Source organism: Micromonospora sp. R311, assembly GCF_056780015.1.
Genome location: NZ_JBSWCE010000010.1, coordinates 77210 through 100502 on the forward strand (window position 1 = coordinate 77210; position 23293 = coordinate 100502).

General features: G+C 74.6%; 21 protein-coding genes. 6 read left to right on the plus strand and 15 right to left on the minus strand.

The features are described 5' to 3' along the window. Window positions 1–133: 133 nt before the first annotated feature. From AC1WTP_RS10865 to AC1WTP_RS10880, 4 genes are all read right to left on the minus strand, one after another. Window positions 134–547, minus strand: coding sequence for a DUF6069 family protein (locus tag AC1WTP_RS10865; protein WP_481649090.1), 414 nt, complete (start codon window positions 545–547; stop codon window positions 134–136). 75 nt (window positions 548–622) lie between these two features. Then, window positions 623–1096: a MarR family winged helix-turn-helix transcriptional regulator gene (locus AC1WTP_RS10870; protein ID WP_447136695.1), complete on the minus strand. Its 474-nt coding sequence runs from the start codon at window positions 1094–1096 to the stop codon at window positions 623–625. Window positions 1097–1148: 52 nt separating this feature from the next. Then, entirely contained in the window at window positions 1149–1667 is a 519-nt protein-coding gene (locus AC1WTP_RS10875) for a DUF2087 domain-containing protein (RefSeq protein WP_481649091.1), read from the minus strand. Window positions 1668–1719: 52 nt separating this feature from the next. Then, on the minus strand, window positions 1720–2217 hold the full coding sequence (locus AC1WTP_RS10880) for a MarR family winged helix-turn-helix transcriptional regulator (protein ID WP_481649092.1): 498 nt from the start codon (window positions 2215–2217) through the stop codon (window positions 1720–1722). 69 nt (window positions 2218–2286) lie between these two features. Here AC1WTP_RS10880 and AC1WTP_RS10885 point away from each other — a divergent pair, with 69 nt between their 5' ends. Next, window positions 2287–3510: an MFS transporter gene (locus tag AC1WTP_RS10885; RefSeq protein ID WP_481649093.1), complete on the plus strand. Its 1224-nt coding sequence runs from the start codon at window positions 2287–2289 to the stop codon at window positions 3508–3510. A 1-nt stretch (window position 3511) separates the two neighbouring features. Here AC1WTP_RS10885 and AC1WTP_RS10890 read toward each other — a convergent pair whose 3' ends face one another. After that, on the minus strand, window positions 3512–3907 hold the full coding sequence (locus AC1WTP_RS10890; protein ID WP_481649094.1) for a cupin domain-containing protein: 396 nt from the start codon (window positions 3905–3907) through the stop codon (window positions 3512–3514). Window positions 3908–4024: 117 nt separating this feature from the next. Then, a complete protein-coding gene (locus AC1WTP_RS10895) occupies window positions 4025–4528 on the minus strand; it encodes a DinB family protein (protein WP_481649184.1) in 504 nt (167 codons plus the stop codon). Between the two features lie 94 nt (window positions 4529–4622). Between AC1WTP_RS10895 and AC1WTP_RS10900 the strand changes: the two genes are divergently transcribed. Then, window positions 4623–6128, plus strand: a complete 1506-nt coding sequence (locus AC1WTP_RS10900; RefSeq protein ID WP_481649095.1) for a hypothetical protein — start codon at window positions 4623–4625, stop codon at window positions 6126–6128. Between the two features lie 12 nt (window positions 6129–6140). Here AC1WTP_RS10900 and AC1WTP_RS10905 read toward each other — a convergent pair whose 3' ends face one another. The 7 genes from AC1WTP_RS10905 to AC1WTP_RS10935 all read right to left on the minus strand — a co-directional run bounded on the left by AC1WTP_RS10905 (window position 6141) and on the right by AC1WTP_RS10935 (window position 15732). Then, complete coding sequence (locus AC1WTP_RS10905; RefSeq protein ID WP_481649185.1) at window positions 6141–6872, minus strand: class I SAM-dependent DNA methyltransferase; 732 nt, start codon at window positions 6870–6872, stop codon at window positions 6141–6143. Between the two features lie 334 nt (window positions 6873–7206). Beyond that, window positions 7207–7650, minus strand: coding sequence for an OsmC family protein (locus tag AC1WTP_RS10910; RefSeq protein WP_481649096.1), 444 nt, complete (start codon window positions 7648–7650; stop codon window positions 7207–7209). Window positions 7651–7948: 298 nt separating this feature from the next. Continuing rightward, a complete protein-coding gene (locus tag AC1WTP_RS10915) occupies window positions 7949–8434 on the minus strand; it encodes a DUF1062 domain-containing protein (RefSeq protein WP_481649097.1) in 486 nt (161 codons plus the stop codon). 421 nt (window positions 8435–8855) lie between these two features. After that, window positions 8856–11495, minus strand: a complete 2640-nt coding sequence (rph, locus tag AC1WTP_RS10920; RefSeq protein ID WP_481649098.1) for a rifamycin-inactivating phosphotransferase — start codon at window positions 11493–11495, stop codon at window positions 8856–8858. A 785-nt stretch (window positions 11496–12280) separates the two neighbouring features. Continuing rightward, complete coding sequence (locus AC1WTP_RS10925; protein WP_481649099.1) at window positions 12281–13240, minus strand: sigma-70 family RNA polymerase sigma factor; 960 nt, start codon at window positions 13238–13240, stop codon at window positions 12281–12283. 10 nt (window positions 13241–13250) lie between these two features. Then, complete coding sequence (locus AC1WTP_RS10930) at window positions 13251–14459, minus strand: NAD(P)/FAD-dependent oxidoreductase (RefSeq protein ID WP_481649100.1); 1209 nt, start codon at window positions 14457–14459, stop codon at window positions 13251–13253. A 439-nt stretch (window positions 14460–14898) separates the two neighbouring features. Next, window positions 14899–15732, minus strand: coding sequence for a nitroreductase/quinone reductase family protein (locus AC1WTP_RS10935; protein WP_481649101.1), 834 nt, complete (start codon window positions 15730–15732; stop codon window positions 14899–14901). A 360-nt stretch (window positions 15733–16092) separates the two neighbouring features. Between AC1WTP_RS10935 and AC1WTP_RS10940 the strand changes: the two genes are divergently transcribed. Further along, window positions 16093–16665: a maleylpyruvate isomerase N-terminal domain-containing protein gene (locus AC1WTP_RS10940; RefSeq protein ID WP_481649102.1), complete on the plus strand. Its 573-nt coding sequence runs from the start codon at window positions 16093–16095 to the stop codon at window positions 16663–16665. A gap of 27 nt (window positions 16666–16692) precedes the next feature. On the opposite strand, the gene AC1WTP_RS10945 is transcribed toward AC1WTP_RS10940, so the two are convergent. Further along, window positions 16693–17181 (minus strand): DnaJ family domain-containing protein, encoded by a 489-nt coding sequence (locus AC1WTP_RS10945; protein ID WP_481649103.1) that lies wholly within the window; start codon window positions 17179–17181, stop codon window positions 16693–16695. A gap of 80 nt (window positions 17182–17261) precedes the next feature. Beyond that, the gene (locus AC1WTP_RS10950) at window positions 17262–17819 is read right to left on the minus strand and encodes a GNAT family N-acetyltransferase (protein WP_481649104.1); all 558 of its coding nucleotides are present in this window, start codon (window positions 17817–17819) and stop codon (window positions 17262–17264) included. A gap of 189 nt (window positions 17820–18008) precedes the next feature. Between AC1WTP_RS10950 and AC1WTP_RS10955 the strand changes: the two genes are divergently transcribed. The 3 genes from AC1WTP_RS10955 to AC1WTP_RS10965 all read left to right on the plus strand — a co-directional run bounded on the left by AC1WTP_RS10955 (window position 18009) and on the right by AC1WTP_RS10965 (window position 23291). Continuing rightward, a complete protein-coding gene (locus AC1WTP_RS10955; RefSeq protein ID WP_481649105.1) occupies window positions 18009–18659 on the plus strand; it encodes a LysE family translocator in 651 nt (216 codons plus the stop codon). A 116-nt stretch (window positions 18660–18775) separates the two neighbouring features. Next, window positions 18776–19951, plus strand: a complete 1176-nt coding sequence (locus AC1WTP_RS10960) for a hypothetical protein (protein ID WP_481649106.1) — start codon at window positions 18776–18778, stop codon at window positions 19949–19951. Window positions 19952–20141: 190 nt separating this feature from the next. Continuing rightward, window positions 20142–23291 carry a non-ribosomal peptide synthetase gene (locus AC1WTP_RS10965; protein ID WP_481649107.1) on the plus strand — a complete coding sequence of 1050 codons (3150 nt, stop codon included), beginning with the start codon at window positions 20142–20144 and terminating at the stop codon, window positions 23289–23291. Window positions 23292–23293 lie beyond the last annotated feature (2 nt).

The following is a 23293-nucleotide window of genomic DNA, read 5'->3' on the forward strand; positions in this document are numbered from 1 at the left end:
AGTTCGGGGCAGCAGCTTCTCGAACCAGTGCTCGGCGTACCGGTCGGCGCAGAACGCCGGGATCTCGACGTGGCCGTGCCGGCGTACCGGGCGCGGGCCTCGACCAGCTCGCGGACGCCGCGCCGGTTGGCGGTCAGCGACGGCGGGCCGGCAGGAGGGCGATCAGCGCCGCCGCCACCGCCAGGTGCATGGCGCCCAGGGCGACCTTGGCGCCACCGGTGGCCTCGGTGGCGCCGACCGGGAAGAGCGAGAGCAGCGCCACCACCACGGCCAGCACCGTCCAGATCGTTGCCCCCCGCCGGGTCAGTCGCTCCAGGACGGCCAGCGCCGCCCAGCCCAGCAGGGCCGAGCCGAGCGACACGGTGATGATCGCGGCGGGGCCGAGCGCCATCGCCGGCTGCCCCGGGTTCCGGACGGTGTAGTCGACCCCGGCGACCGCGCCGGCGGCCCAGATGAGCACGCAGGCCACGACGGCGGCGGCCACGCCGAGGGCGCGGCGACGCAGGGATGCGGCAGGGGTGGTGGCGGGCGGCGCGGTCGTGATCATGGCTGCTCCTCGGTCGGGGAGGAGAACAACTGCGACCGCAGCAGATCGTCTTGGCCGGGACTATCTCCCTCGGAACTAGAATCCGGGGCGGCTGCCCGGACCGCACGCGCCGCTGCCCGCCAACCGCCCGGCCACCAGCGCCTCGATGGACCGCAGGAACACCTCGCGGTCGGCCTCGGGCAGCGCGGCGAGCACGTCCCGCTGGATGCGCGCCGCGATCTCCTGCGCCCGGTGCAGCACCTTCTCCCCTTCCGGGGTGACCTCCACCAGGCGGGCCCGTCGGTCGCTCGGCGACGGCCGGCGGCGGACCAGGCCGGCGGCCTCCAACTGGTCCAGCGTCACCACCATGGTCGTCTTGTCGATCCCGCACCGCTCACCGAGCTGCCGCTGGGTGAGCCCGCCGGGCCGGGCCATCAGCAGCACGCAGTGCGCCCGCGGTGAGATGCCCAGTTCGGCCAGCCCGGCGGCATGCTCGCCGGTCAGCGCGTGGCTGGCCCAGGAGAGCAGGAACATCAGGTCCCGGGTGCCACCGGGCGAACACGAGGTCATCCGCCGAGGCTAACAAGATGTTCCTCGGCGGGATCGTTTCGCCGACGGACGATCAGCCGCCGGTGCGCCAGTAGACGCCCTGCTCCCGGGCGAGCAGGTGCTCGTCGACGAGGTACCGCCGCAGGGTGACGTGGTCCGATCCGCCGCCGGCGCACCAGGCGCGCAGCGTGTCGTCCACCGCCCGCTCCGGATAGCGCACGCCGGGCGCGAAGGAGGCGGCGATGTGCGCGAGCAGCACCCGGCGCCGGCCGCGCTGCGCCGGCAGGGCGACCAGCGTCCCGTCGCGCAGGAACGTCCGCAGGATCTTCTGCTCCGGCTCCTCCGCCGGTCGCGCCGGCGGGTCGGTGCGGGCCGCCTCGCGCAGCCGCCCACCGTCCACCCGCAGGTCGCCGTCGTCGCCGGTGACCAGGCCGGCGTCGCGCAGCCGGCGGATCGCCGTGACGACCGGCCGCGCGGCCAGCCCGGTGCGACCGGCCACCGCGGCCGCGTCGGCCGCGCCGAGCACGATCGCCGCGAACACCTGTCGCCGTACGTCGTCGGCGAGCGCTCCCGCCAGCACCTGGGCCGTCATGCCGGCCACCCTGCCAGCGGTCGCACCGGTGGCGCCAGGCGATTTCCGCCGGTCAGTCGGCCGGCCGCTCGGCGACCAGCACCACCCGGCGCAGCAGGTCGGCCAGCAGCCGCCGCTGCTGCGGGTCGAGGGCGGCGAGCAGCCGGTGCTCCTCGGTGCCGCGTACGTCCATCGCCCCCTGCCAGGCGGCCCGGCCGGCGTCGGTGAGCTCCACGTCGACCCGGCGCCGGTCGGTGGCCGACGGGATGCGCCGCACGAACCCCCGTCGGGCCAGTGTGTCCACCCGGGCGGTCACCGAAGCGGGCGCCATGGCGAGGTCGCGGGCCAGGTCGGACGGGGCGGCCCGGCCGCCGCGGCCGGCCAGCGCGTGCAGGGTGTCGTACTCGTGCCGTTGCAGGTCCAGCTCGGCCAGCACCCGCTGCTTCACCGCGCGCAGGTGCCGGGTGAGGAACTGCATCCGGGTGACCGCGCCCTCGACGTCGGGGTCGAGATCGGGCAGCACCGGCAGCCAGCGCTCGACGTGCCGGTCGACATGGTCGCGGGCGGTCATGCCGGCGAGCATACGTCAACGCCAAAATATTCGTTGTCGAAAGGTTCGATGTCGAAGTAACCTGTCGCGGTGACCCATCCCCTCCGCGTCCGCTCCTTCCGGTTGCTCTTCCTTGGCCGTACCGTCTCGGCCGTCGGTGACGCCGTCGTGCCCGCCGCCCTCGCCCTGGCCGTGCTCCGCGCCACCGGCTCCACCTCGGCGCTCGCCCTCGTACTGGCCTGCGCCATGGTGCCCCGACTGGTGCTGCTCCCACTCGGCGGCGTGCTCGCCGACCGGCTCGACGCCCGCCGCGTGGCGATCCTCGCCGACGTGGTGCGCTGCCTCGCGCAACTCGCCGTCGGCCTCGAACTCCTCGGCCGGGCATCGCTGGCCACCATCGCGGTGGCCGCCGCGGTCGGCGGCGCCGCCAGCGCCTTCGCCATACCCACCGCCTCCCCCCTGGTCGCCGGGACCGTCGACACCACCCAGCGCCAGCAGGCCAACGCCCTGATCGGCGTCACCGCCAACGCCAGTCGCCTCGCCGGGCCCGCCCTGGCCGGTGCGCTGATCTGGGCCGCCGGACCGGGCTGGGCGTTCATCCTCGACGCCGCGACGTTCGCGCTCAGCGCGCTGCTCCTCGCCGTCATCCGGGTCCGCCACGTCCCCGTACCGAGACGGACCGTCCTCGCCGACCTGGTGCACGGCTGGCGGGAGGTCCGCGCGCGCGACTGGTACTGGACCAGCCTGGTCGCCCACGGCGTGTGGAACGGCGCCGCGGCCGTGCTGATGACCCTCGGCCCCGCGGTGGCCGTACACCGCCTCGGCGGCGAAGGCGTCTGGGTGCTGATGCTGCAGGCCGGGGCGGTCGGCATGCTCGCCGGTTCGCTGCTGGCCGCCCGGATCCGGCCCCGCCGCCCGGTGCTGCTGGCCAACCTCGCCCTGGCCGGCTACGCGGCACCGCTGGCGCTGCTGGCCGTCGCCGCGCCCGCCCCGCTGGTGATCGCCGCCTACGGCCTGGCGCTCACCGCCCTCGGCTACCTCAACCCGGTCTGGGAGACCGTCGTGCAGCACCAGTTCCCACCGCAGGTGCTCGCCCGGGTCACCTCGTACGACTGGCTGGTCTCGCTGAGCGCGGTACCGCTCGGCTACGCCCTGGCACCGGTCGCGGCGCGGGCGTTCGGCGAACCCGCGCCGCTGCTCGCGGCCGGCCTGCTGGTCCTCGTCGCCTGCGCGGGCACCGCCGCCGTGCCCGGCGTCCGCCGGCTGACCGCGCCCCCGGCGCCGCGCCACGACCTCGCGGCCGCCGCGCGCTGACTCAGAGCGGGTGCCCGGTGGTGGCGTCCACGTGGTCGGGGACCGGGTCGTGCCGGTCCCCGACGCTGGACGTGCCGGACGGCTCGAACATCAGGATCGACGCGCCGGCCGCCGACGACGGCCGGTGCGCCACCCCGCGCGGTACGACGTGGACGGACCCACGCGGCAGCACCACCTCGCGCTCGGCGGCGCCGTCCGCGTCGCGCAGCGCGATGCGCAACTCTCCCTCCAGGACCAGGAAGAACTCGTCGGTGTCGTCGTGGGTGTGCCAGACGTGCTCGCCGGCCACCTTGGCGATCCGCACGTCGTAGTCGTTGACCCTCGTGACGATCCGCGGGCTCCACAGCTCGGTGAACCCGGCCAGCGCGGTGGTCAGGTCGATCGGCTCAGCTCTCATCCGTCCATCCTGCCCGGCCGCGCCGGCCGGCGTCAGCCCACGCAGTGGGCAGCACGCGCCGGCACCGGCGGGCGATGACGGGCCGGCAACCGCTGGGCGTCGCGGCCCGCCGGCGGGTCACTCCCCCGTCGGGCCGCCCGCCAGCTCGGCGACGATGTCCAGGTGCCCGAGGTGGCGGGCGTACTCCTGGAGCAGATGGAACAGCACCCGTTCCAGGGTCGCCGGGTCCTCGCCCTCCCACCGCGGGCCCGGCGCGCCGACCGCCGCCAGGTCGTTGGCGCTCACCACCGCGGTGGTGTGCGCGCCCTGCGCGCGCAGCGCCGCCACCAGGTCCTCCCGGGTCTCCTCCGGGGCGACGTGCCAGCGGTCACCGCGGCGGTCGCCCCACGGCTCGACGACGTCGCGGCCCTGGAAGCCCCACTCGATCCAGCGCAGCTCCACGTACCGCAGGTGCTTGACCAGCTCCAGCGGCGTCCAGCCGGACGACAGCCGGCTACGGCGCAGTTCCTCCTCCGGCAGCGCGCAGACCTTGGCCAGCAGGCTTTCCCGGAAGTAGTCGAGGTAGCGCAGGAACACCTCGGTACGGCCGGCGGCCGGGACGGTGGGCGAGGGAAACGGCATCGTCACCGGGTCATTCTCCGCCGGCCGGCCCGGCGGCGCCGAACGGGTCGGCCCGGCGCTGCGCGGCGACGGCGGGTGCGGCAGAGTGGCAGCGATGACCGAGGGCGGCCCGACGGGCCGGGGCGGGAGGGCGGTGGCCGTGGAGGGTCCGACCGGGGTGGTGTTCCCGAAGACCGACGCGGGGCGCAGCACCTCCGCGCTCGGTCGCGCGGTCGTCGCCGACGCGCTGCGCGCCGTCGACCCGGTCGGCGCCCGCTCGGCGGAGCACGAGACGAACTGGCGGCACGGCTACCTCGGGCACTTCCGGCGGCTCGTCGAGGCCGGACTGCTCTCCCGCGACGCCGCGGTGACCGTCGCCCGGGACGGGCTCGCCTCGCTGCACCGCCGGATGACCGTGGTGCGCGACGACGGCGCCGAGATCGGCCTGGCCGACGTCTTCGGCGCCGCCACCGGGGTCGCGCCGCTGGGCACGGCGACGGTCACCGGCACCGGCGAGGTGGAACGCGAGCTGTCCCTGCCGTACCGGGGCGGGCGGCTGCGCGGCGACGACCTGCTCCGCCGGCTCGACGCCTGGGTCGGCGCCGGCGTCGTCGAGCCGTCCTGCGCCGACGCGGTACGCGCCGTCGCGGCCAACCCGGACTGGCTCGACCTGCGCGACCAGCGCGTCGTCGTGCTCGGCGCGGGCGCGGAGATGGGGCCGCTGCCGTCGGTGCTGCGCTGGGGCGGCGAGGTCGTCGCGGTCGACCTGCCGCGGCCGGAGATCTGGCGGCGGCTGTTGCAGACGAGCCGCCGCCTCGGTGGGCGGCTGCACCTGCCGGTGCCCGCCGGCACCGACGCCGACGACGCCGCCCTGGCCGATCACGCGGGCGCCGACCTGCTGCACCGGCTGCCGCAGGTGGCCGACTGGCTGCTCGGCGTCGACGGCCGGCTGGTGCTGGGCAACTACGTCTACGCCGACGGCGCCACCAACGTCCGGGTCGCCACGGCGGTCGACGCGCTCACCCGCCACCTGCAGGACCGGCGTGACGACGTGGCGCTGGCCTTCCTGGCCACCCCCACCGACGTCTTCGCCGTCCCCGGCGACGCGGTACGCCACGCCGAGCGGGGCTACGCGGCCCGCGGCCTCGCCCGCCGGTCGCTGCGGCTGGCCTCCGGCGGCCGACTGCTGCACCGCAACTACCCACCGGACGCCGACCCGGGCGTCAACGACAGCCTCGTCCCCCAGCAAGGCCCCAACTACGCGCTGGCGAAGCGGTTGCAGCGGTGGCGGGCGACGGTGGCCCGGGAGGCGGGGTCGACCGTGTCGTTCAAGGTCGCGCCGCCCACCCGGACCCGCTCGGTGCTGCGCAACCGGGCGCTGGCCGCCGCGTACGCGGGCGCGCACCGGTTCGGCATCGAGGTGTTCGAGCCGGCCACCAGCAACACCCTGATGGCCGCGCTGCTGGTGCACGACCTGCGCACCGGCGGGCCCGCCCAGCCGCACCCGTGGCAGGACGAGGCGTACGGCGCGGCGCACGGCGGGCTGTGGCGGGTGCCGTACGCCCCGCGCAGCGCCCTGGGCCTGGCCGTGCTGCTCGGCCTCGGCGGCGCGCGGGCCTGACCGCGGCCGGGGTCAGTCGGCGGGCTTCTCCCAGACCGACACGTGCCCGGCGCTGTCGCCGGTGAACGGTCGCCGCGCCCAGCCGTCCCAACGCTCCCGCAGGCGCAGGCCGGCGAGCTGGGCCATCAGGTCCAGTTCGGCCGGCCACACGTACCGGAACGGGATCGACCGGTACCGGCCCCGCCCGTCGACGACCTCCACGTAGTTCGAGCTCATCTCCTGGGTGGCGACGTCGTACCGGTCGAAGGCCCACCGGGTGGCGCCGGCGTGGAACGGGACGACGTCCTGTCCGGGTGGCAGCTTGCGCAACTCGGGAACCATCACCTCGACGAGGAAACAGCCGCCGGGGGCGAGGTGGGCCGCCACGTTCCGGAAACAGGCGACCTGTGCCTCCTGGGTGGTCAGGTTCATGATCGTGTTGAAGACCAGGTAGGCGAGGCGGAACGTCCCGTCCACCCGGGTCGTGGCGAAGTCGCCGATCGTCACGCCGATCGCGTCGCCGCCGGGCTTGCCGCGCAGCCGGGCCACCATGGCGCGGGACAGGTCGATGCCGTGCACCGGCACCCCGCGCCGGGCCAGCGGCACCGCGACGCGTCCCGTCCCGATGCCCAGTTCCAGGGCCCGGCCGTCGCCGGCGAACTCCGCCAGCACGTCGACCGCGGCGGTCACCACCTCCGGCCGGAACATCTCCGACGACGGGTCGTCGTACCGGGCCGCCACCTCTTCGCCGAAATACCCGTCCATCTCGTCCACCGGCGGACCGTACCGCCGACGCCGGGCCCGGCGCCTGCGGTTTTCGGCGCCGGGGGGCGTCGGCCCGGCGCGCTCAGCCCTCGCGCCCGTCCAGCGTGGACGAACGGGCACGACCGCGAGGTCACCCCGCCATCGGCCGCCGCCGCGAGGTCTGCCGCAGCGGTAACCGCGAGGCGCGGCAGCGGTGGCGCGAACGGCAGGCGGCACAGGTGGCCGAGGCTCCCGCCGGCCACGGTCGGCCCAGGTCGTCAGGAAGCAGCAGCACCACGCCCAGGGAGTGATCGGACGCCTCGCCGCTGGTGAATCCCGGGTGCGCCCGGAGACGTCAGTGCCCGGCGGAACCGCCAGCCTCGACGACCGAGACGGGAGTGCCGAGTTCGACCGTTCGGGAGACGGTGCAGAGCCGGTCGTGGGACTGCTGCAGCGAGCGGGGCAGCGCCTCGCGGGCCTTGTCGCCGTCCGCGCCCGCCGGGAACGCCACGGTGAACTCCACCGTGAGGTTCTGCATCCGGTTGCCGCCGTCCGCGTCCCGGACCTTGTCGCCGGTGACGCGGACGGAGAACCGGGTCGGCTCGGCGCGGCGGCTGGTGATGTTGTCCACGTCCACCGCGGTGCAGCCCCCGATGGCCGCCAGCAGCAGCTCCACCGGCGTGAAGCTGCCGTCCTCGCCGGTGCCCATCGACACCGATCCGCCGCGGACGTTCCGCACGACGTACTGCCCGACGTTGGTGCGCTCGATCTCCACCGAGCGGAATGTGTCCTCACTCATGACAGGGAAGCTACCCAGGCCTGCTGGTCCGCGAGCCACCGGCCCGGCGGATCGGTCGGCCCAGGAAGGACGCCACGCCCTGGGCCGCACGATCTCCACGGCCGCGACGGGCAGCCGTACCGGAACCACTCCGAAGGCACGGAGGACCAGACCCGGCGAGCTGGCCGACGGACTATGCCCGCTCAACCCCACCCCGGTGATGATGCTCTGTGACGGGGTGTGGCTCGCACGTCCGGTACGGCAGGGTTTCGGGGGTGAAGCCGGGCGGGCCGGGTGGCCCGCCGCGGCTACACCCCCGCTAGTCCGCGGCCATCACGGTGAAGGTGAATCCGGCGCTCGTCGGGCGGCGCAGCGAAATGTCGCACTTGATCCGGCGCAGCACCTCTTGCCTGCTGAGGCCGAGCCCTTGCGCGATGAGCCGTTCCGGGCGCACCGGTACCGGATCCTCGAAGACGACCTCCACCTGGACCGGCCACGCCTCGTCGAGCCATGCCGACGGGGTGTCCAGCCGCCAGGCCCCCGTCCAGTCCAGGGTGAAGCGGCTGCGCCGGGCGAGCAACGGATCCAACAACCTGGACGCCACCAGTTCCGGATCGTTGACGTGGTAGCCGTGGAGCTGGGCCGGATCGAAGGATCTGGCCGGCGCTCGCTCGTGCACGGTGAGCTTGCTCGTCCGACCGCAGGACACGCAGCGGACCAGCAGCCACACGTCCAGCAGCTTGCCGTTGGCGTTGACGCGGAACCTACCCTCGCCGGTGGTGGCCGACTCCGACCGGCAGTCCACGCACCGCAACGACAGCAGAGGCAGCCTGGTCCGACGAACGACCCAGGGCAGCACGATATGAGGTTGTGAAGACATGATCTCTCTCTAGGCCTGACCCGAGGCCCGTTACGCGCGGCCTCGAACGCTGCATGACCGGGCGCACATGGGCAGCCCGGCAGAGCCGACGGGAGCGTCGGCTACAGGTGAGCGGAAGAAGGTGTCAGGTCTAGAGAGCAGGCGGGGTCACGCGGTTTTGTCCTCTGTCCTCACTGGGATACGGCTGGGGGCAACCTACGGGGGACGCGAAGGGAGGCTCAAACGGTTTTCGACCGCGACCTCGTCGGCGCCACCGGGACCACCTCAGCGGCGAAGCCGAGGCCCGACCGGTAGCCGTCGCCGGTGTCCACGGTGAGGGTCGGCAAGGCTCCGCCCCAGCCGAGGGTCAGGACGCGGAACTCGCTACGGATGGGGCCTTCTCGGTGTGATCAGTCAGAATCTCGACGTACCCGTCGGTTCCGTGCACCCGGATCCGCTGCCCGTCGGAGATCAGTCGGGTGGCATCCAGCACACCGACGACGGCCGGCAATCCGTACTCCCGTGCGATCACCGCGCCGTGAGTCATCAATCCCCCGACCTCCGTCACCAAACCCGCGACGGCGACAAAGAGGGGCGTCCAGCTGGGGTCCGTGTGAGCCGTGACGAGGATGTCGCCCGGTTCGAGATCGGCCCGGGCCATGTCCAGGATGACGCGGGCCCGCCCCTCGACGGTCCCGGCGGAGACCGGTAGGCCGATCAGCGCGCCGGCCGGCACATCGTCGCGGCGGTACGCCCCGGCGATGACCTCGCCATCCGACGTGAGCACCCGGGGCGGCGTGAGCGCCTGATAGGACCTGAACGCGTCCTTGCGCCGGCCGATGAGTTGGTCGTCCGCGCGGTTCGTCCGCACGACGTCGTGGAGCTCCTGGAACGTGAGGTAGAAGATGTCCTCCTTCTCGCGAAGCACGTGGGCCTGCACGAGGCGCTCGGCCTCTTCCAACAAGGCCTGCTTGTACACGAAGTAGCGGCTGACCATGCCGTACTTCGGATACTCCCGGTACCCGATGAAGGTCCGGACCCGGTCGATCATCCGCTTCGTCTCTTCGGCCCTGCGCTCCCCGTCCGGCAGGGCCCGCAAGCGTTCCAACAGCTCCTGCTCCTTCTGCCAGGCCTCCTGCCGCCCTTGTTCGAAGCGCCGCTCGCCGGCTCCCGGCTCGAAGTTCCTGATGTTGCCGAGGATCATGGGCACGAGCGTGGAGGGGCGTTCCCTCCAACGCGGCCGCGTGATGTCGATCTCGCCGACGCAGCGCATGCCGTACTTGTCGAGCCAGGCCCCGATGGCGTCGCGCGCTTCCCGCCCGCCCGCGAGCTCGGGCAGCTCGTCCAGGAAACCCTCGTCCTCGACGTGCTGCAGAAACGCCACCACGTCCGGATGTGGGCGGATCACGTCAGCGACCCCCAGCAGCGCCAGCCCCATCTCCGACGTGACGTTGTGGGGCACGGACTGCGTGAGCGTGTCCGCCGCGTTCTTCTCGCCCAGCCACGCCTCCAGCTGCTCGTTGAGCCACCACGTGGCCTCCATCGCCGACATGAAGACCTGGTGGCTCCGCGGATCGAACAAGATCCGCCTCAGCTCCTGGATGTCCGCCCGGATGAAGTCGAGCAGCGCCTCTCCGGACTTGGTCCGGATCTCGCTTTCCAAGGCGGTGATGGATGCCTCGCTGCGCCCGATCAGCTCGGTGACGATGGCCGGATCGGTCTCGATCGGGGCTGGCGCGCCGCCGGCCAGTGGCCCGGGGGGACCCTCGTCCGGGAGCGGCCGGATGAAGCCGTCGCGCTCGAGGATGGTCTGCACCGCGTCCGCGGTCAGCGGATCGGATCTCCCCATGAGCTCCAGGAGGCCGGCGCGGCTCGTCGGTGCAGCCAGCCTCTGGGTGACGTCGACGAACAGGCGGCCGCCGGCCTCGGCCATGGGCGCGGGGGTCGTCATCTGCCAGAAGGAGAGCCCGAGGGGCTTCATGGGGTCGGTCATCATCTGCTGATGGCCGACGGAGACATAGACGCGGTTCTCCCGGTCGCCGGAGGCGGGGATCGGGAACAGCGTGGTGATCGGCCGGCTCTGGACGATCCGGAAGCCGTCGTCGGCCAGGCACCATTCGATGTCCTGGGGGTGGCCGAAGTGCGCTTCGATCCGCCGGCCGAGCTGCACGAGCCGCACGACCTGCGCATCCGTCAGCGCCGGCTGGTCCTGCCGCTCCGGGCCGATCGGCTGTTCCTGCGTCCCACCCGCCGGTGAGGCGTGGATGGCGAGCTGCTTGGCGGCGATCGCCCTGGCGACGACCTCGCCGTCGCGCACCGTGTAGACGTCCGGGTTCACCAGGCCGGAGACCAGGGCCTCGCCGAGGCCGAAGCTGGCCTCTACGGAGGCGACCTTCCGGTTGGACGTGACGGGGTCGGCGGTGAACAGGATGCCGGCCGCATGCGGGAAGACCATCTGCTGCACGACCACGGCCATGTGGACCGTACGGTGGTCGATGCCGTTGCGCTGGCGGTAGGTCACGGCCCGCTCGGTGAACAGCGAGGCCCAGCACCGGCTGACGTGCTGAAGGATCGCCGCCGGCCCCACGACGTTGAGGTACGTGTCCTGCTGGCCGGCGAAGGAGGCCGTCGGCAGGTCCTCTGCCGTCGCGCTGGATCGGACGGCGTAGGCGGCTTGCTCGCCGAGCCGGGCGAGAGCGCGGGTGATCGCCGCCGCGAGATCGCCCGGGATGGCGATCCCTTCGATGCTCCGGCGGATCTCCGCGCTGAGCGCGCGGATCGCCTCCCGGTCGTCCGGGCTCAGGCGCGACAGCTGGTCGAGCCGATCGTCGATCGAGGGCGCAGCCGCCATGATCCGCCGGAACGCGTCCGTCGTCACGCAAAAGCCAGCCGGCACGCGGATGCCGTCGATCCGCGACAGCGCCCCCAGGTGCGCGCCCTTGCCGCCGACGACCGCGACCTGCATCTCGTCAACCTCTTGAAGACCCAACACGTACGGCTCGCTCATCGCGACACCTCCGGGGCAGCCGTGCTCCGTCGCACCGCACCGGCCGATCGCATCACCGGCGCCTCCAGCTCTGTCGAAGCTCGTGTCGACCACGTCCTCATCTGTCGGCGCCGTCCCTCTGACGAGTCGGCCGGCCGCTGCGCCCAGTCGCGCGCCCGCAACCGCACCTCCGCGCCGAACGCCCGCAACCGCACCGCCACCAGCGGTCCGACGTCACCGCGTCCCGCATAGGTCGACAACAACACCCGCATGTCGTGCCCCCGTGTCTTCGTCCGTTCCTGGTCCGGCCGACGATTCTGCACGGCAACCCGGGTCTTGCGGCAAGCCCCCCAGTCTGCTATATGTTAAAACTGGCAAGGGGTCCAGTCTCCTTGCCTTCTCTTTTGGTCGTCCGCTGCGGACTGACACCCTTCCCCTGAAGCGGCAGCGCGCCGCGTGCGGCGCGCCGCCGGTGGCCCGGGAGGACTCCCATCGGCCTACGGGTGCCGCCGCGGCACGAGAAGTTCCTCTCTTCGTCGGCAGGGCCCGACCGTCGTCGAGCGCGCCGCCGCTCTCCCGCACGTCGGCGCGCAACGCGAGCGCTGGGTGAAGCTCGCCGAACGGGCGACCGCCGAGTTCGCCGGTCGCCCCGGCTCGAATCGGCCGGCACCCAGGCGAACGGCCCCACGCTCCCCCCGCCCGGGTCGCCCGGATCGTGGCCCGGCTGCCCCGCCGCACCGACCAGATCCTCGGCCCGCGCGCCGCCTACACCGGCCAGCGCCGGCCTGGCCGCGGTCGGCGTCGGGTCACCACCGGTTGATGAGCGGCGGGTCCGGTTCGTGCCGCCGCCAGGCCTCGGTGAGGCGGGCGAGGCGGGTGGGGGCGGCGATACCACGCACGGTTGCGATCTTGCCGTTGGTGATGTCGAACGCCACGGCGCCGACGACCTGGTCGCCGACCACGACGAGGATGGCGGGGGCGCCGTTGACGAGCGCGTAGTGGATGGCGGGCGTGCCGCCGGCGAATCGCCGTTTCGCGGGTGTGGGTTTGAAGCCGGCCCGTGCGACGGCGGCGATGCGCTGCGGAGTGTCGTACCGCAGCAGCGTGTTGGTCAGGCCGGCACCGTCGGAGATCGCGGTCGCGTCGTCGGTGAGCAGCGCCACCAGCCGTTCGGTGCGGCCCGAGGAGGCAGCGGCGAGGAATTCCTCGACGATCCTGCGGGCGGATACCGGGTCGACTTCGCCGCCGCCGCCGCGGCGGCGCGCGGCGGCGATGCGGTGCCGGGCCCGGTGGAGGTGCTGCTGGCTTGCGGACTCGGTGATGTCGAGGATCTCGGCGATCTCCGCGTGGCTGTAGGAGAACGCTTCGCGCAGGACGTAGACGGCCCGCCCGAGGGATGACAGGCGCTCCATGAGCGTCAGCACGGCCAGGGAGACCGATTCGCGCTGCTCGAAAGTGTCCGCCGGGCCGAGCATCGGGTCGCCGTCGAGGAGCGGCTCGGGCAGCCAGGCGCCGACGGTGCGTTCGCGGCGGGCTTGCGCCGAGCGGAGCCGGTCGAGGCACAGGTTGGTGACGACCTTGGTCAGCCACGCTTCCGGCACCCTGATCCGCTGCCGGTCGGCGGCCTGCCAGTGCAGGAACGCATCCTGCACGGCGTCTTCGGCGTCGGCGGCGGAGCCCAGCAGCCGGTACGCCAGCGAGGCCAGCCGGTTCCGGCTGGCCTCGAACCGACCGGTGTCGAAGCGATCAGTGGCGGTGCTGTCCACGCGGATCACCCTAGGTGGCTACGCCGACCACCTTCTGGGCGGACGCATGCGGCGCGGCGGTCAGGCGGTGCCTGCGCTTGGGCAGGCCGAAGGTCGGGTGCGAGATGGTCCACAGCGAGGTCTTGAGGATGGCAGCTTTGACCCGCGCGGCCTTCCGGCCACCCACATACCTCGGCGTTGCTTGCGCTTCGTCGTCGACCGCCTGCAGGATCCCGTCCCGCCGCCCGAGGCTGATGTGGTTGCCCGGGTAGGCCAGCTTGGTGTGTGGGATCTTGCGGCCGGTCAGGCGTCCGACGATCGCGTCGATCGCCTGCCTGCTGGTGTAGCCGGCCGAGGCGCAGGACATCGGCAGCGGCCGGCCGTTGTCGCCGACGGCGTGGGCGCTGTCGCCGGCGGCGTAGACGTTCGGGTGCGAGACCGACCGCATGGTGCGGTCGACGACGATCCGACCGCTCTCGGTGACCTCCAGCCCGCTGCCGGCCGCGATGGGGCTCACCGCGAACCCGGCCGCCCAGACGGTGGCGTCGGAGGCCAGGGCGGTGCCGTCGGCGCACCGCACCCGCGTCGCTTCGACGGCTTCGACGCTGGTGTGCTCGAGGACGGTGATGCCCAGCCGGTCGCAGGCCTGGCGCAGGTGGCTGCGGGCCCCGGCGGAGAGCCGGGCGCCCAGCTCGCCGCGGGCGACCAGCGCCACCGACAGGCCGGGCCGGGATTCGGCGATCTCCGTGGCGGTTTCGATGCCGGTCAGCCCGTCGCCGACGACCAGCACCCTCCCGCCTCCGCCCCGCCTGCCCAGGCTGTCCAGGCGCTCGCGTAGGCGCAGCGCAGAGGGTCGGGCGGCGATGTCGAAGGCGTGCTCGGCCACGCCGGGGACGCCGCGGTCGTCGCCGTGGCTGCCGAGCGCGTAGAAGAGCGTGTCGTAGCCGAGCTCGCCGCCGCCGTCGGCGTCGGCCACGGCGACGACCTGGCGCTCGGGGTCGACGGCGGTGACACGGGCCAGGCGTAGCCGGATTCCCGTGCCCGCGAAGACGTCGGCGAGCTTCCTGGCCGCGATCTCCTGGCCGGCCGCGAGCTGGTGCAGCCGCAGCCGCTCGACGAAGACCGGCTCAGCGTTGACCACGGTGATCTCGGTGTCCGCCGGGGACAGCCGGCGGGCCAGGTTCCCGGCCACGTAGGCCCCGGCATAGCCGGCGCCGAGGACGACGATGCGGTGCTTCATGTGTCGCTCCTGTCGGTTCGCTTGCTCTCGGTGAGTTGAGCGGAACGGCGCCCCGATTGCTGACAGGAACGGCATGTGGCATGGGTCACGGAGCGACGGGAGCGAACCGGCTACCGACGCCGCCGCGGGGCCCAGTCAGGAGGCGAACCAACGATGCTCGCGACACCGAGGTGCGGGCCCGGGCCCGCACCTGCCGTCTCGGATCCTCCCAACACCAGAACAGTCATTATGATGCACCGCCGTTTTGCCCGTTTAGCCCGGCTTAAATAACGGATTATCGGTAATGACAATCCGGTAATACCGGCAGTGTGGGGCCATGTGCTGTGACCGGAGAAACGCGGAGCTGGCCGATCGTCCGGTAGGCGACGGTGCCGGCGGGCGGCACCGTCGCCGCCGGCGGCGGTGCCGGCGGCCGGCACCGTCGCCGCCGGCGGCCGGGTCAACCGACCCCGTCGAGGACAGGGATCAGCTGCTCCTCCTCGTACGTCAGGTGCCGCTCCAGTTCGTCGGTGAGGCGGTCGACCTCGCGGCGCAGTTCGGCCGGGTCGGCGGCGTCGTCGGCGATCACCGTGCGCAGCCGCTCCACCAGGTCGGCGACGCGCCGGTGCTCCTCGCGCAACCGCGCCAGCGTCGGGGCCAGGTCGGGCCGCTGCTGGTCGAGGGCGGTGAACATGCCGGCGTCCTCGATGCTGTGGTGGTGGTGCAGCCCCTGGCAGACGGTCAGGCAGTTGATCCGCAACTGGGCGCCCAGGCCGGGCCCGGAGCGGGCCACCTCGTCGCGGACCAGCGCGAGCTCCCGCCGGAACGCGTCGTGCAGCAGTTTGAGTCCCGCGCCGAACGACGACGCGTTGGGCGGCCCGCCGGCCACCTGGTACAGCGCCACCACCGGGATGACCCGCGTCGTCTTCTCCTGGTACGCGGCCCACCCGGGGTCGGCCTCCACCGCGCGGGCGAAGACGCGGTCGCGGTCGGCGCCGGTCAGCACCTGCGCCCGGGCCTGGTAGGTGAACACGCCGTCCTCGACGGTGGCCCGCGGGTCGGCCACCAGGTTGTGGTACCAGTCGGGGTGCCGGGCCGCACCGCCGGCGGAGGCGATCACCAGGATCCGTTCCCCGCCGTCGGGCAGGTAGCCGACCGGGGTGGTGTGCGGGGCGCCGGTACGCGCCCCGGTGGTGGTGAGCAGGATCAGCCGGGCGCCCGCGAAGGGGCCGCCCACCCGGCCGGAGTTGGCCCGGAACTCGTCGATGATCTGCTGGTTGAAGTCGTTCGGCATGCGCTGCTTTCTGTCGAGGAACGCGACGGCCGGCCGGTGGCGGGCCGCGCGGGGAGCACGCCCCGGCCGCGTTCGGGCCGGCGCGCGCGCAGGAGGGAAGCCAGGATCACCGGGCAGGCGATGCCCGGTGAGATGAGGGAGCCGAGGTTGTGACCGGGCCGCGGCGAGGCGCGGCGGAACTGTCGGCAGGATCGGCGGGCCGCGGGCCCGCCCCCGGCTCACGACCCCGCCGGGTGCCCTGTCCGCTCGTGGCCCATGGCCGACCCGGCAGTCACGGTCCCGACCCTAGTGCCGCGCGGCTGCGCCCGGCAACGATCTTTTCCGGTTGTGCCCGGCCCGGCGCGCTGGCACGGTCGGGGGATGCCGACGACCGGGGCCGACGTGGCCCGCGCGGTGGCCGAGATGACCGCCGTCCTGGGCCCGTACGACGCGCGGGACTGGACCGTGCCGGCCGGCGACCTGACCTGGAGTTGCTGGACCACCGCGGCGCACGTCGCGCACGACCTGCTGGCCTACGCCGGCCAGGTGGCGGGCCGGCCGGAGGCCGGTTACCTGCCGTTCGACCTCGTCGTCGCCCCGATCGCCGCGCCCCGGGAGGTGCTGGCGGTGGTCGCCGCCGGCGCGGGACTGCTGCGCGCGGCGGTCGACGCCGCCGCGCCGGAGAGTCGGGCCTGGCACTACGGGCCGTGCGACCCGCCGGGCTTCGCCGCCATGGGGGTGGCCGAGACGTTGCTGCACACCTACGACATCACCCGTGGACTCGGGGTGCGGTGGCAGCCGCCCGACGGGTTGAGCGCCGCGGTGGTGCGCCGGTTGTTCCCGGCCGCCCCGGACGGGCCCCCGGCGGCGGTGCTGCTCTGGCTGACCGGTCGGGGCGAGCTGCCGGGGCGGGCGCGGCGGACGTCCTGGACGTGGCGCGCCGCGCTGGACTGACCCGGCCACGCACCGGGCAGGGTGCGACTACGCCGCCCGACGGCGCCACGGCAGCCACCACCCGCGCCGGTCAGGCCGGCCGGCGGCGGCCGGAGCGGGCGCCGGGGTGGCGGGTGCGGTGGTGGGGGCCGGCCGGCGCTCGTCGCGCCAGCGGCGTACCACGTCGTCGGCGCTGACCGGGCGCACCACCACCCGCGGCCCTTCCGGGTTGCGCAGCCAGGCGAGGATCTCGGCATTCAGGTCGGCCACGTACGAGCGCACCGCCTCCTCGGTCGGCAGGTCCCGCACCTCGTCCGGCACCTGTTCGACCTTGCGGCGCAGTTGCAGCGGGGTGGGCAGCAGCAGGTCACTGGGGAGCGCCTCCCGCTCCAGGAAACTCTTGATCCACCACGACTCGTCGTAGGGCAGGTTGCGGCCGGGGATCGGTTTGCCCATGCCGGGCAGGTTGTCGAACTCGCCCCGCTCCTGGGCCGAGCGGATCTGCGCCTCAACGCTCGCTTCCCACGCACCGTTCACCCCGCCACCTCCCGAAAGCCACCGTAACGCGGTCGTCGGAAGAACCAGCGCAGCGGGCGGAACGGGCATTCCCGTCAGGGTCAGGCCGGTGACCCGACCCACCGGACGTGCCGATGCCCGTCGCGGGGGAACGGCGGCCGGGCCGGCAGCACCTCCTGGAACCGGTAGCCGGTCTTCTCCGCCACGCGGCAGGAGGCCGGGTTGTCCACCTGGTGCAGCAGCTCCAGCCGGGTCAGCCCGGCGGCGGCGAACCGGTCGAACGCCCACCGGGTCACCGCCTCCAGCGCGTGCGGGGCGATGCCCCGCCCCCGGGCCGCCGCGGCCGTCCAGTAGCCGACCTCGGCGTCCCGGCGCCCCGGCGTCACGTTCTTGAGCACCACGTTGGCCACCAGCCGGTCACCGCCGGGCAGCGGCTCCAGCGCGGCGAAGCTGCACCGGCGGCCGCTCTCCCAGCCCTCGTGAGCCTCGGCCAGCCAGTGCCGGGCCTCGGCAGCGGTGGTCACCGGGAACCTCGTCCACCGGCGCAGCACCGGGTCCCGGTAGACCTCGATCAGCGCGTCGGCGTCCTCGGCCCGCCAGGGGCGCAGCAGGAGTTCCGGTGCGGACGGCGACGCCGGCGCGCGCAACACGATCGGCACCGCCCCAGTCTCCCCGCCGGCCGGTGCGCCGGTGGCACCAGGCCCGCGGCGGGAAGCGGCGTCCCGAACGCTGTGCACCCTATGCCGGTTACGTCCGGCTTCCCCGCAGGCCACCGGTCGGCCGGTGGCTCTCGGCCGCGCCGCCGCCCGGCCATAGGGTCGGCCCAGGCGTCGACGGGGGGTCTGGTCATGGTCGGTACGGGCGCGCTGGTGGGGATCGCTCTGGTCGCGTTGGGCCTGGTGCTCACGCCCGGGCCGAACATGGTCTACCTGGTCTCCCGCTCGGTGGCCCAGGGCCGGCGGGCCGGGCTGATCTCGCTGCTCGGGGTGGCCGCCGGGTTCGCCGTCTACCTGGCCGCCGCGGTCGCCGGCCTGGCCACCGTCTTCGTGCTGGTGCCGGCGCTGTACACGGCGGTGAAGCTGGCCGGGGCGGCGTACCTGCTCTGGCTGGCCTGGCGCACCCTGCGCCCGGGCGGGCAGTCGCCGTTCACCCCGGCGCCGCTGCCGCCGGACCGGCCCCGGCGGCTGTTCACCATGGGGCTGGTCACCAACCTGCTCAACCCGAAGATCGCCATCCTCTACGTGTCGCTGCTGCCGCAGTTCGTCGACCCGCAGCGCGGGCACGTCGCCGCGCAGAGCCTGCTGCTCGGCCTGACCCAGATCACCGTCGCGCTGACCGTGAACGGGCTGATCGTGCTCGGCGCCGGCACGCTCGCCGGGTTCTTCGCCCGCCGGCCGCTCTGGCTGCGCGTGCAGCGCTGGGTGATGGGCACCGTGCTGGGCGGCCTGGCGGTCCGGATCGCCGCCGACCGCTCCCGCGCCGCCGTCGCCACGCCCTGACCCCCGGCCGCGCGCCGCCCGGCGTGGTGGCGCCGGCGGGCCCGCGCCGGGAGCGTCCGCCCGCGCCGGTGACCGGCCCGGGTCGGACGGCCGCCCGGCACTAGACTTCGCCCTCGATGGACGCCGAGCCCACCCCCGTCGAGACCCGCCCCTGCGCGCACTGTGGACGTCCGGTGCCGCAGCGCGCCGGCGCGGGCCGCCCGTTCCGTTACTGCCGGGACAACGACGGCGCCTGCCAGCGGGCGTCGCGCAACAACCGGATGCGGCACCGCAACGCGCCGGGCCTGCCCGGGCAGGTGGCCCGCACCTGGGAGGCGGTGGACCGGCTCGACCAGATCGTGCAGACCCTGACCGAGGCGCTGCACGACGAACTGTCGCCGGTCGGGGTCGAACGCCAGTTGGCCCAGGCCCGCGCCGAGGCGGCCGCCCAGGTGGCCGCGGCGCACACCGAACGGGACGAGGCGCGCCGCGAGGCCGAGGAGGCCACCGCGGCCGCCGGGCAGGCCCGGCAGGAGGCACGGGCGGCCCTGGCCGACCGGGACGCGGCCCGCGAGCGGGCCGAGCAGGCCGTGACGCGGGCCGGCCGGGACGCCGAACGGTCGGAGCGGGCCGAGGCGGCCCGGGACGAGGCCCGCCGGGCGGCCAGCGCCGCCGAGGCGCTGCGGGTCCAGGCCGAGCGGGACCGCGACGCGGCCCGGCACGAGCTGCGTACCGTGCGCGCGGAACGGGACACCGAGCAACGCCGGGCGGCCGACCTGACCGCCGAACGCGACACCGCCCGCGCCGACGCGGAGCGGGCCACCCGGGCCGCCGCCGAGGCCGCCGAACGCGCCGAGCGGTGGCGGGTCGAGGTCGAGGACGTCCGCCGCCACGTCGAGCAGGCCCGCACCGACACCGCGCGGGCCCGGGCCGGCGCCGCCGACGCGGTGCGCGCCCACGAGCAGGCCGACCGCGCCCGGGAACGGGCCGAGGCCGCCGCCCGCGCCGCCGACGCCGCGCGGCAGGAGGCGGTCGCCGCGGCCGTGCAGCTGCGCGCGGAACTGGCCGCCGGCGCCGCCCAGCGCGACGCGCTCACCGCCGAGCTGACCGCCGCCCGGCAGGGCGCCGCCGCCGCCGAGAGCCGGCTCTCCGAGCTGACCGTACGGCTGCGCGCCGCCGAGGCCGACCGCGACCTGAGCCAGCAGCGGGTCGCCCAACTCGCCGGCCAGGTGAGCGACCTGGCCGCGGCGCTGGCCCGGCTGTCCGGCCCGGCCGCACCCGCCGCGACGGTGGCCGACGCCGGGTCCCGCTGACCGCCTCCGCACCGACTGTCAGGCCCAGGACACTCCCCGTTCATCAACCGTCCATTCAGTCATTTACCGTGAGCGATCCTCCATGCACTGATGGCAATTCTCGGGAGTGGTCGAGGGCCCGCCGACACCTAGCATCGGCGGTGACCGATGCGGGTTCCGCGCGTCGGGGGAATCCGCGGGGGGAACGCACGTGCAGGCCAGGTCCACCGAGTACGTCTTCGCCGCGTCCTTCGCCCAGGAGTGGATCTGGCTGGCCAGCCAGCTGGGCACCGAGGCCTCGGCGTACAACCTGCGCTCGCCCATCCTGCTGCCGGCCGGCACCGACGCCGCGGTGCTGCGCGCCGCGCTCGCCGAGCTGACCCGGCGGCACGAGCCGCTGCGCACCGCGCTGCGGTCCACCGACGGCAGGCTCATCCAGGTCGTGCACGCCGACGTGCCGATCGACCTGGCCGAGACCGACCTGTCCGCGCTGGCCGAGCCGGAACGCCGGGCCCGGTTCGCCGACCTCGTCGCCGCCGACCTGGCCGGCCCGTTCCCGCTGGAGCAGGCGCCGCTGTGGCGGGCCCGGCTGGTCCACCTGCCGCAGCGGCCCGCGCTGCTGTTCACCGCCCACCACACCGTCTTCGACGGCAGCTCCCAGCCGATCCTGGAGGCGGAGGTCGAGGAGCTGTGCCAGGCCGCGCTGCACCGGCGCGCGCCCCGGCTGCCCACGCTGGAGATCCAGTACGCCGACTACGCGGTGTGGCAGCGCGAGCAGGCCACGAGCGCCGCCGCCGAGGCCGACCTGGCGTACTGGCGGGACCGGCTCGCCGGCGCCCCGCCGGTGCACGGGCTGCTGCCGGACCGGCCGCGTACGGCGGCCGCGGAACGCCCCGGCGCGGAGGTCACCTTCGAGGTGCCCGGGCAGCTGCGCGACACGGTGGCCGAGGTCGGCCGCCGGCACGCGGCGAGCAGCGCGATGGTGCTGCTCGCCGGGTACGCCGCGCTGCTGCACCGGCTCAGCGGCGACCCGGAGGTGTGCGTCGGCCTGCCCGTCGCCGGGCGCAACCGGCCGGAGCTGGCCCCGCTGATCGGCATGTTCGTCAACACCCTGGTGCTGCGCGTCGACCTGACCGGCGACCCGAGCTTCGGTGAGCTGATCGGCCGGGTCCGGGAGACCATGCTCACCGCCTGGGAACACCAGGAACTGCCGCTGCCCCGGCTGGTCGAGGCGCTCAACCCGACCCGGCTGCCCGGCGTGCAGCCGCTCTACCAGCTCGGCTTCAACCACCTCGGCGAGGTGGGGCTGAGCACCAGCAACGGGGTGGCCCGCGAGGAACTGCTGCTGGAGGTCAGCGACACCGCCGGGCGGCTGGAGTACCGCAGCGACCTGTTCGACGCCGACACCGCGCGGCGGATCGTCGCGCGCTGGCTGACCCTGCTGCGCGGCGGCCTGGCCCGGCCCGACCGGCCGCTGTCCGCCCTGCCGCTGCTGCCCGCCGCCGAACGCGACCTGCTGGTCACCGGCTGGGCCGCCGGGCCACCGGCGCCACCGCCCGGCCCCGGAGTGGTCGACCTGATCCGCGCGCACGCCGCGGCCACCCCGGACGCGGTCGCCGTCCGCGACGCCGGCCGGTCGCTGACCTACCGCCAGCTCGACGAGCGCACCGGCCGGCTGGCCGCCCGGCTGCGCGCCCTCGGCGCCGGCCCGGAGCAGCTGGTCGGGGTGGCGCTGCCGCGCGGCGCCGACGTGGTGGTGGCGATGCTGGCGGTGCTGCGGGCCGGCGCGGCGTACGTGCCGCTGGATCCCGGATATCCGGCGCAGCGGCTCACCCAGCTGGTGGCGGACGCGGCCGCCGAGGTGGTGGTCACCTCCGCCGCCGTCGCCGACGCGCTGCCCGCCGGGGCGTACCGGACGATCCTGGTGGACGACCTCGACGGCGGCCCGGACGGCGCCGCCGAGCCCGCGCCGGTCCTCCCGCACCGCCTCGCCTACGTGATCCACACCTCCGGCTCCACCGGCCGACCCAAGGGCGCGATGATCGAGCACCACTCGCTCGCCGCGCACGCCACCTGGTTCGCCCGGCGGCACGCGCTCACCCCCGCCGACCGGCTGCTGGTGCTCGCCTCCCCCAGCTTCGACCTGTTCGGCCAGGAGGTCTATCCGGCCCTGGTGGCCGGCGCCACCCTGGTGATCGCACCCGAGCAGGGGGCGCTCGACCCGGACGCGGTGCTGGACACCGTCCGGCGGGAGCGGGTCACCCTGCTGTCCTGCGTGCCGACGGTGCTGCGGCACCTGGTCGCCCACCCCGGCCTCGCCGCCGCCGCCGACCTGCGGCAGGTCGTCTGCATCGGCGAGCAGCTCGACGGCGACGTGGCCACCGACCTCGCCGCGGTGCACACCGTGCCGCTGCACAACCTCTACGGGCCGACCGAGACGACGATCGCGGTCTCCGCGCACACCGTGCCCCCCGGCGCCCGGCCGGCCGGCGCGGTGCCGATCGGCGTGCCGATGCCGGGCGCCCGGCTGCACGTCCTCGACGAGCGGGGCGACCCGGTGCCGGTCGGCGTGCCCGGGCACCTGCACATCGGCGGTGGCCCGGTCGGGCGCGGCTACCTGCGCCGCCCCGCCGAGACCGCGGCCGCGTTCGTGCCCGACCCGTTCGGCCCGCCCGGCGCGCGGCTGTACCGCACCGGCGACCGCTGCCGCTGGCGCTCGGACGGGACGCTGGAGTTCCTGGAGCGGCTCGACCGGCAGGTGAAGGTCAACGGGGCGCGGGTGGAGCTGGGCGAGATCGAGACCGCGCTGCGCGCCCAGCCCGGCGTCGACCAGGCCGCGGTGGCCGTCCGCCCCGACGGCCACGGCGGGCGGCGCCTGGTCGGCTACCTCACCGGCGACGCCGACCCGGCCCGGTTGCGCGCGGCGCTGCGGACCGTCCTGCCGGGGCACCTCGTGCCGACCGCCTTCGTCACCCTCGACGCCCTGCCGCTGATGCCCAGCGGCAAGCTCGACGTCGCGGCGCTGCCCGACCCGGCGGTCACCGACGACGCCCCGCCGGCGGTGACCGCCCCGCGCACCGGCGCCGAGGAACTGGTCGCCGCGGCCTGGGCCGAGGTCCTCGAGGTCCCCTCCGTCGGCGTGCACGACAACTTCTTCGACCGGGGCGGGCACTCCCTGCTGGCCAGCCGGGCCGTCGCCCGGATCGGCGCCGCACTGGACGTCGACATCCCGGTCTACATGCTCTTCGCCCACCCCACGGTCGCCGAACTGGCCGTCCAGGTCGAGCGGCTGCTGGTCGCCCGGCTCGACGAGATCTCCGAGGACGAGGCCGCCGCGCTCCTCGCCACCTACGAAAGGTAGCC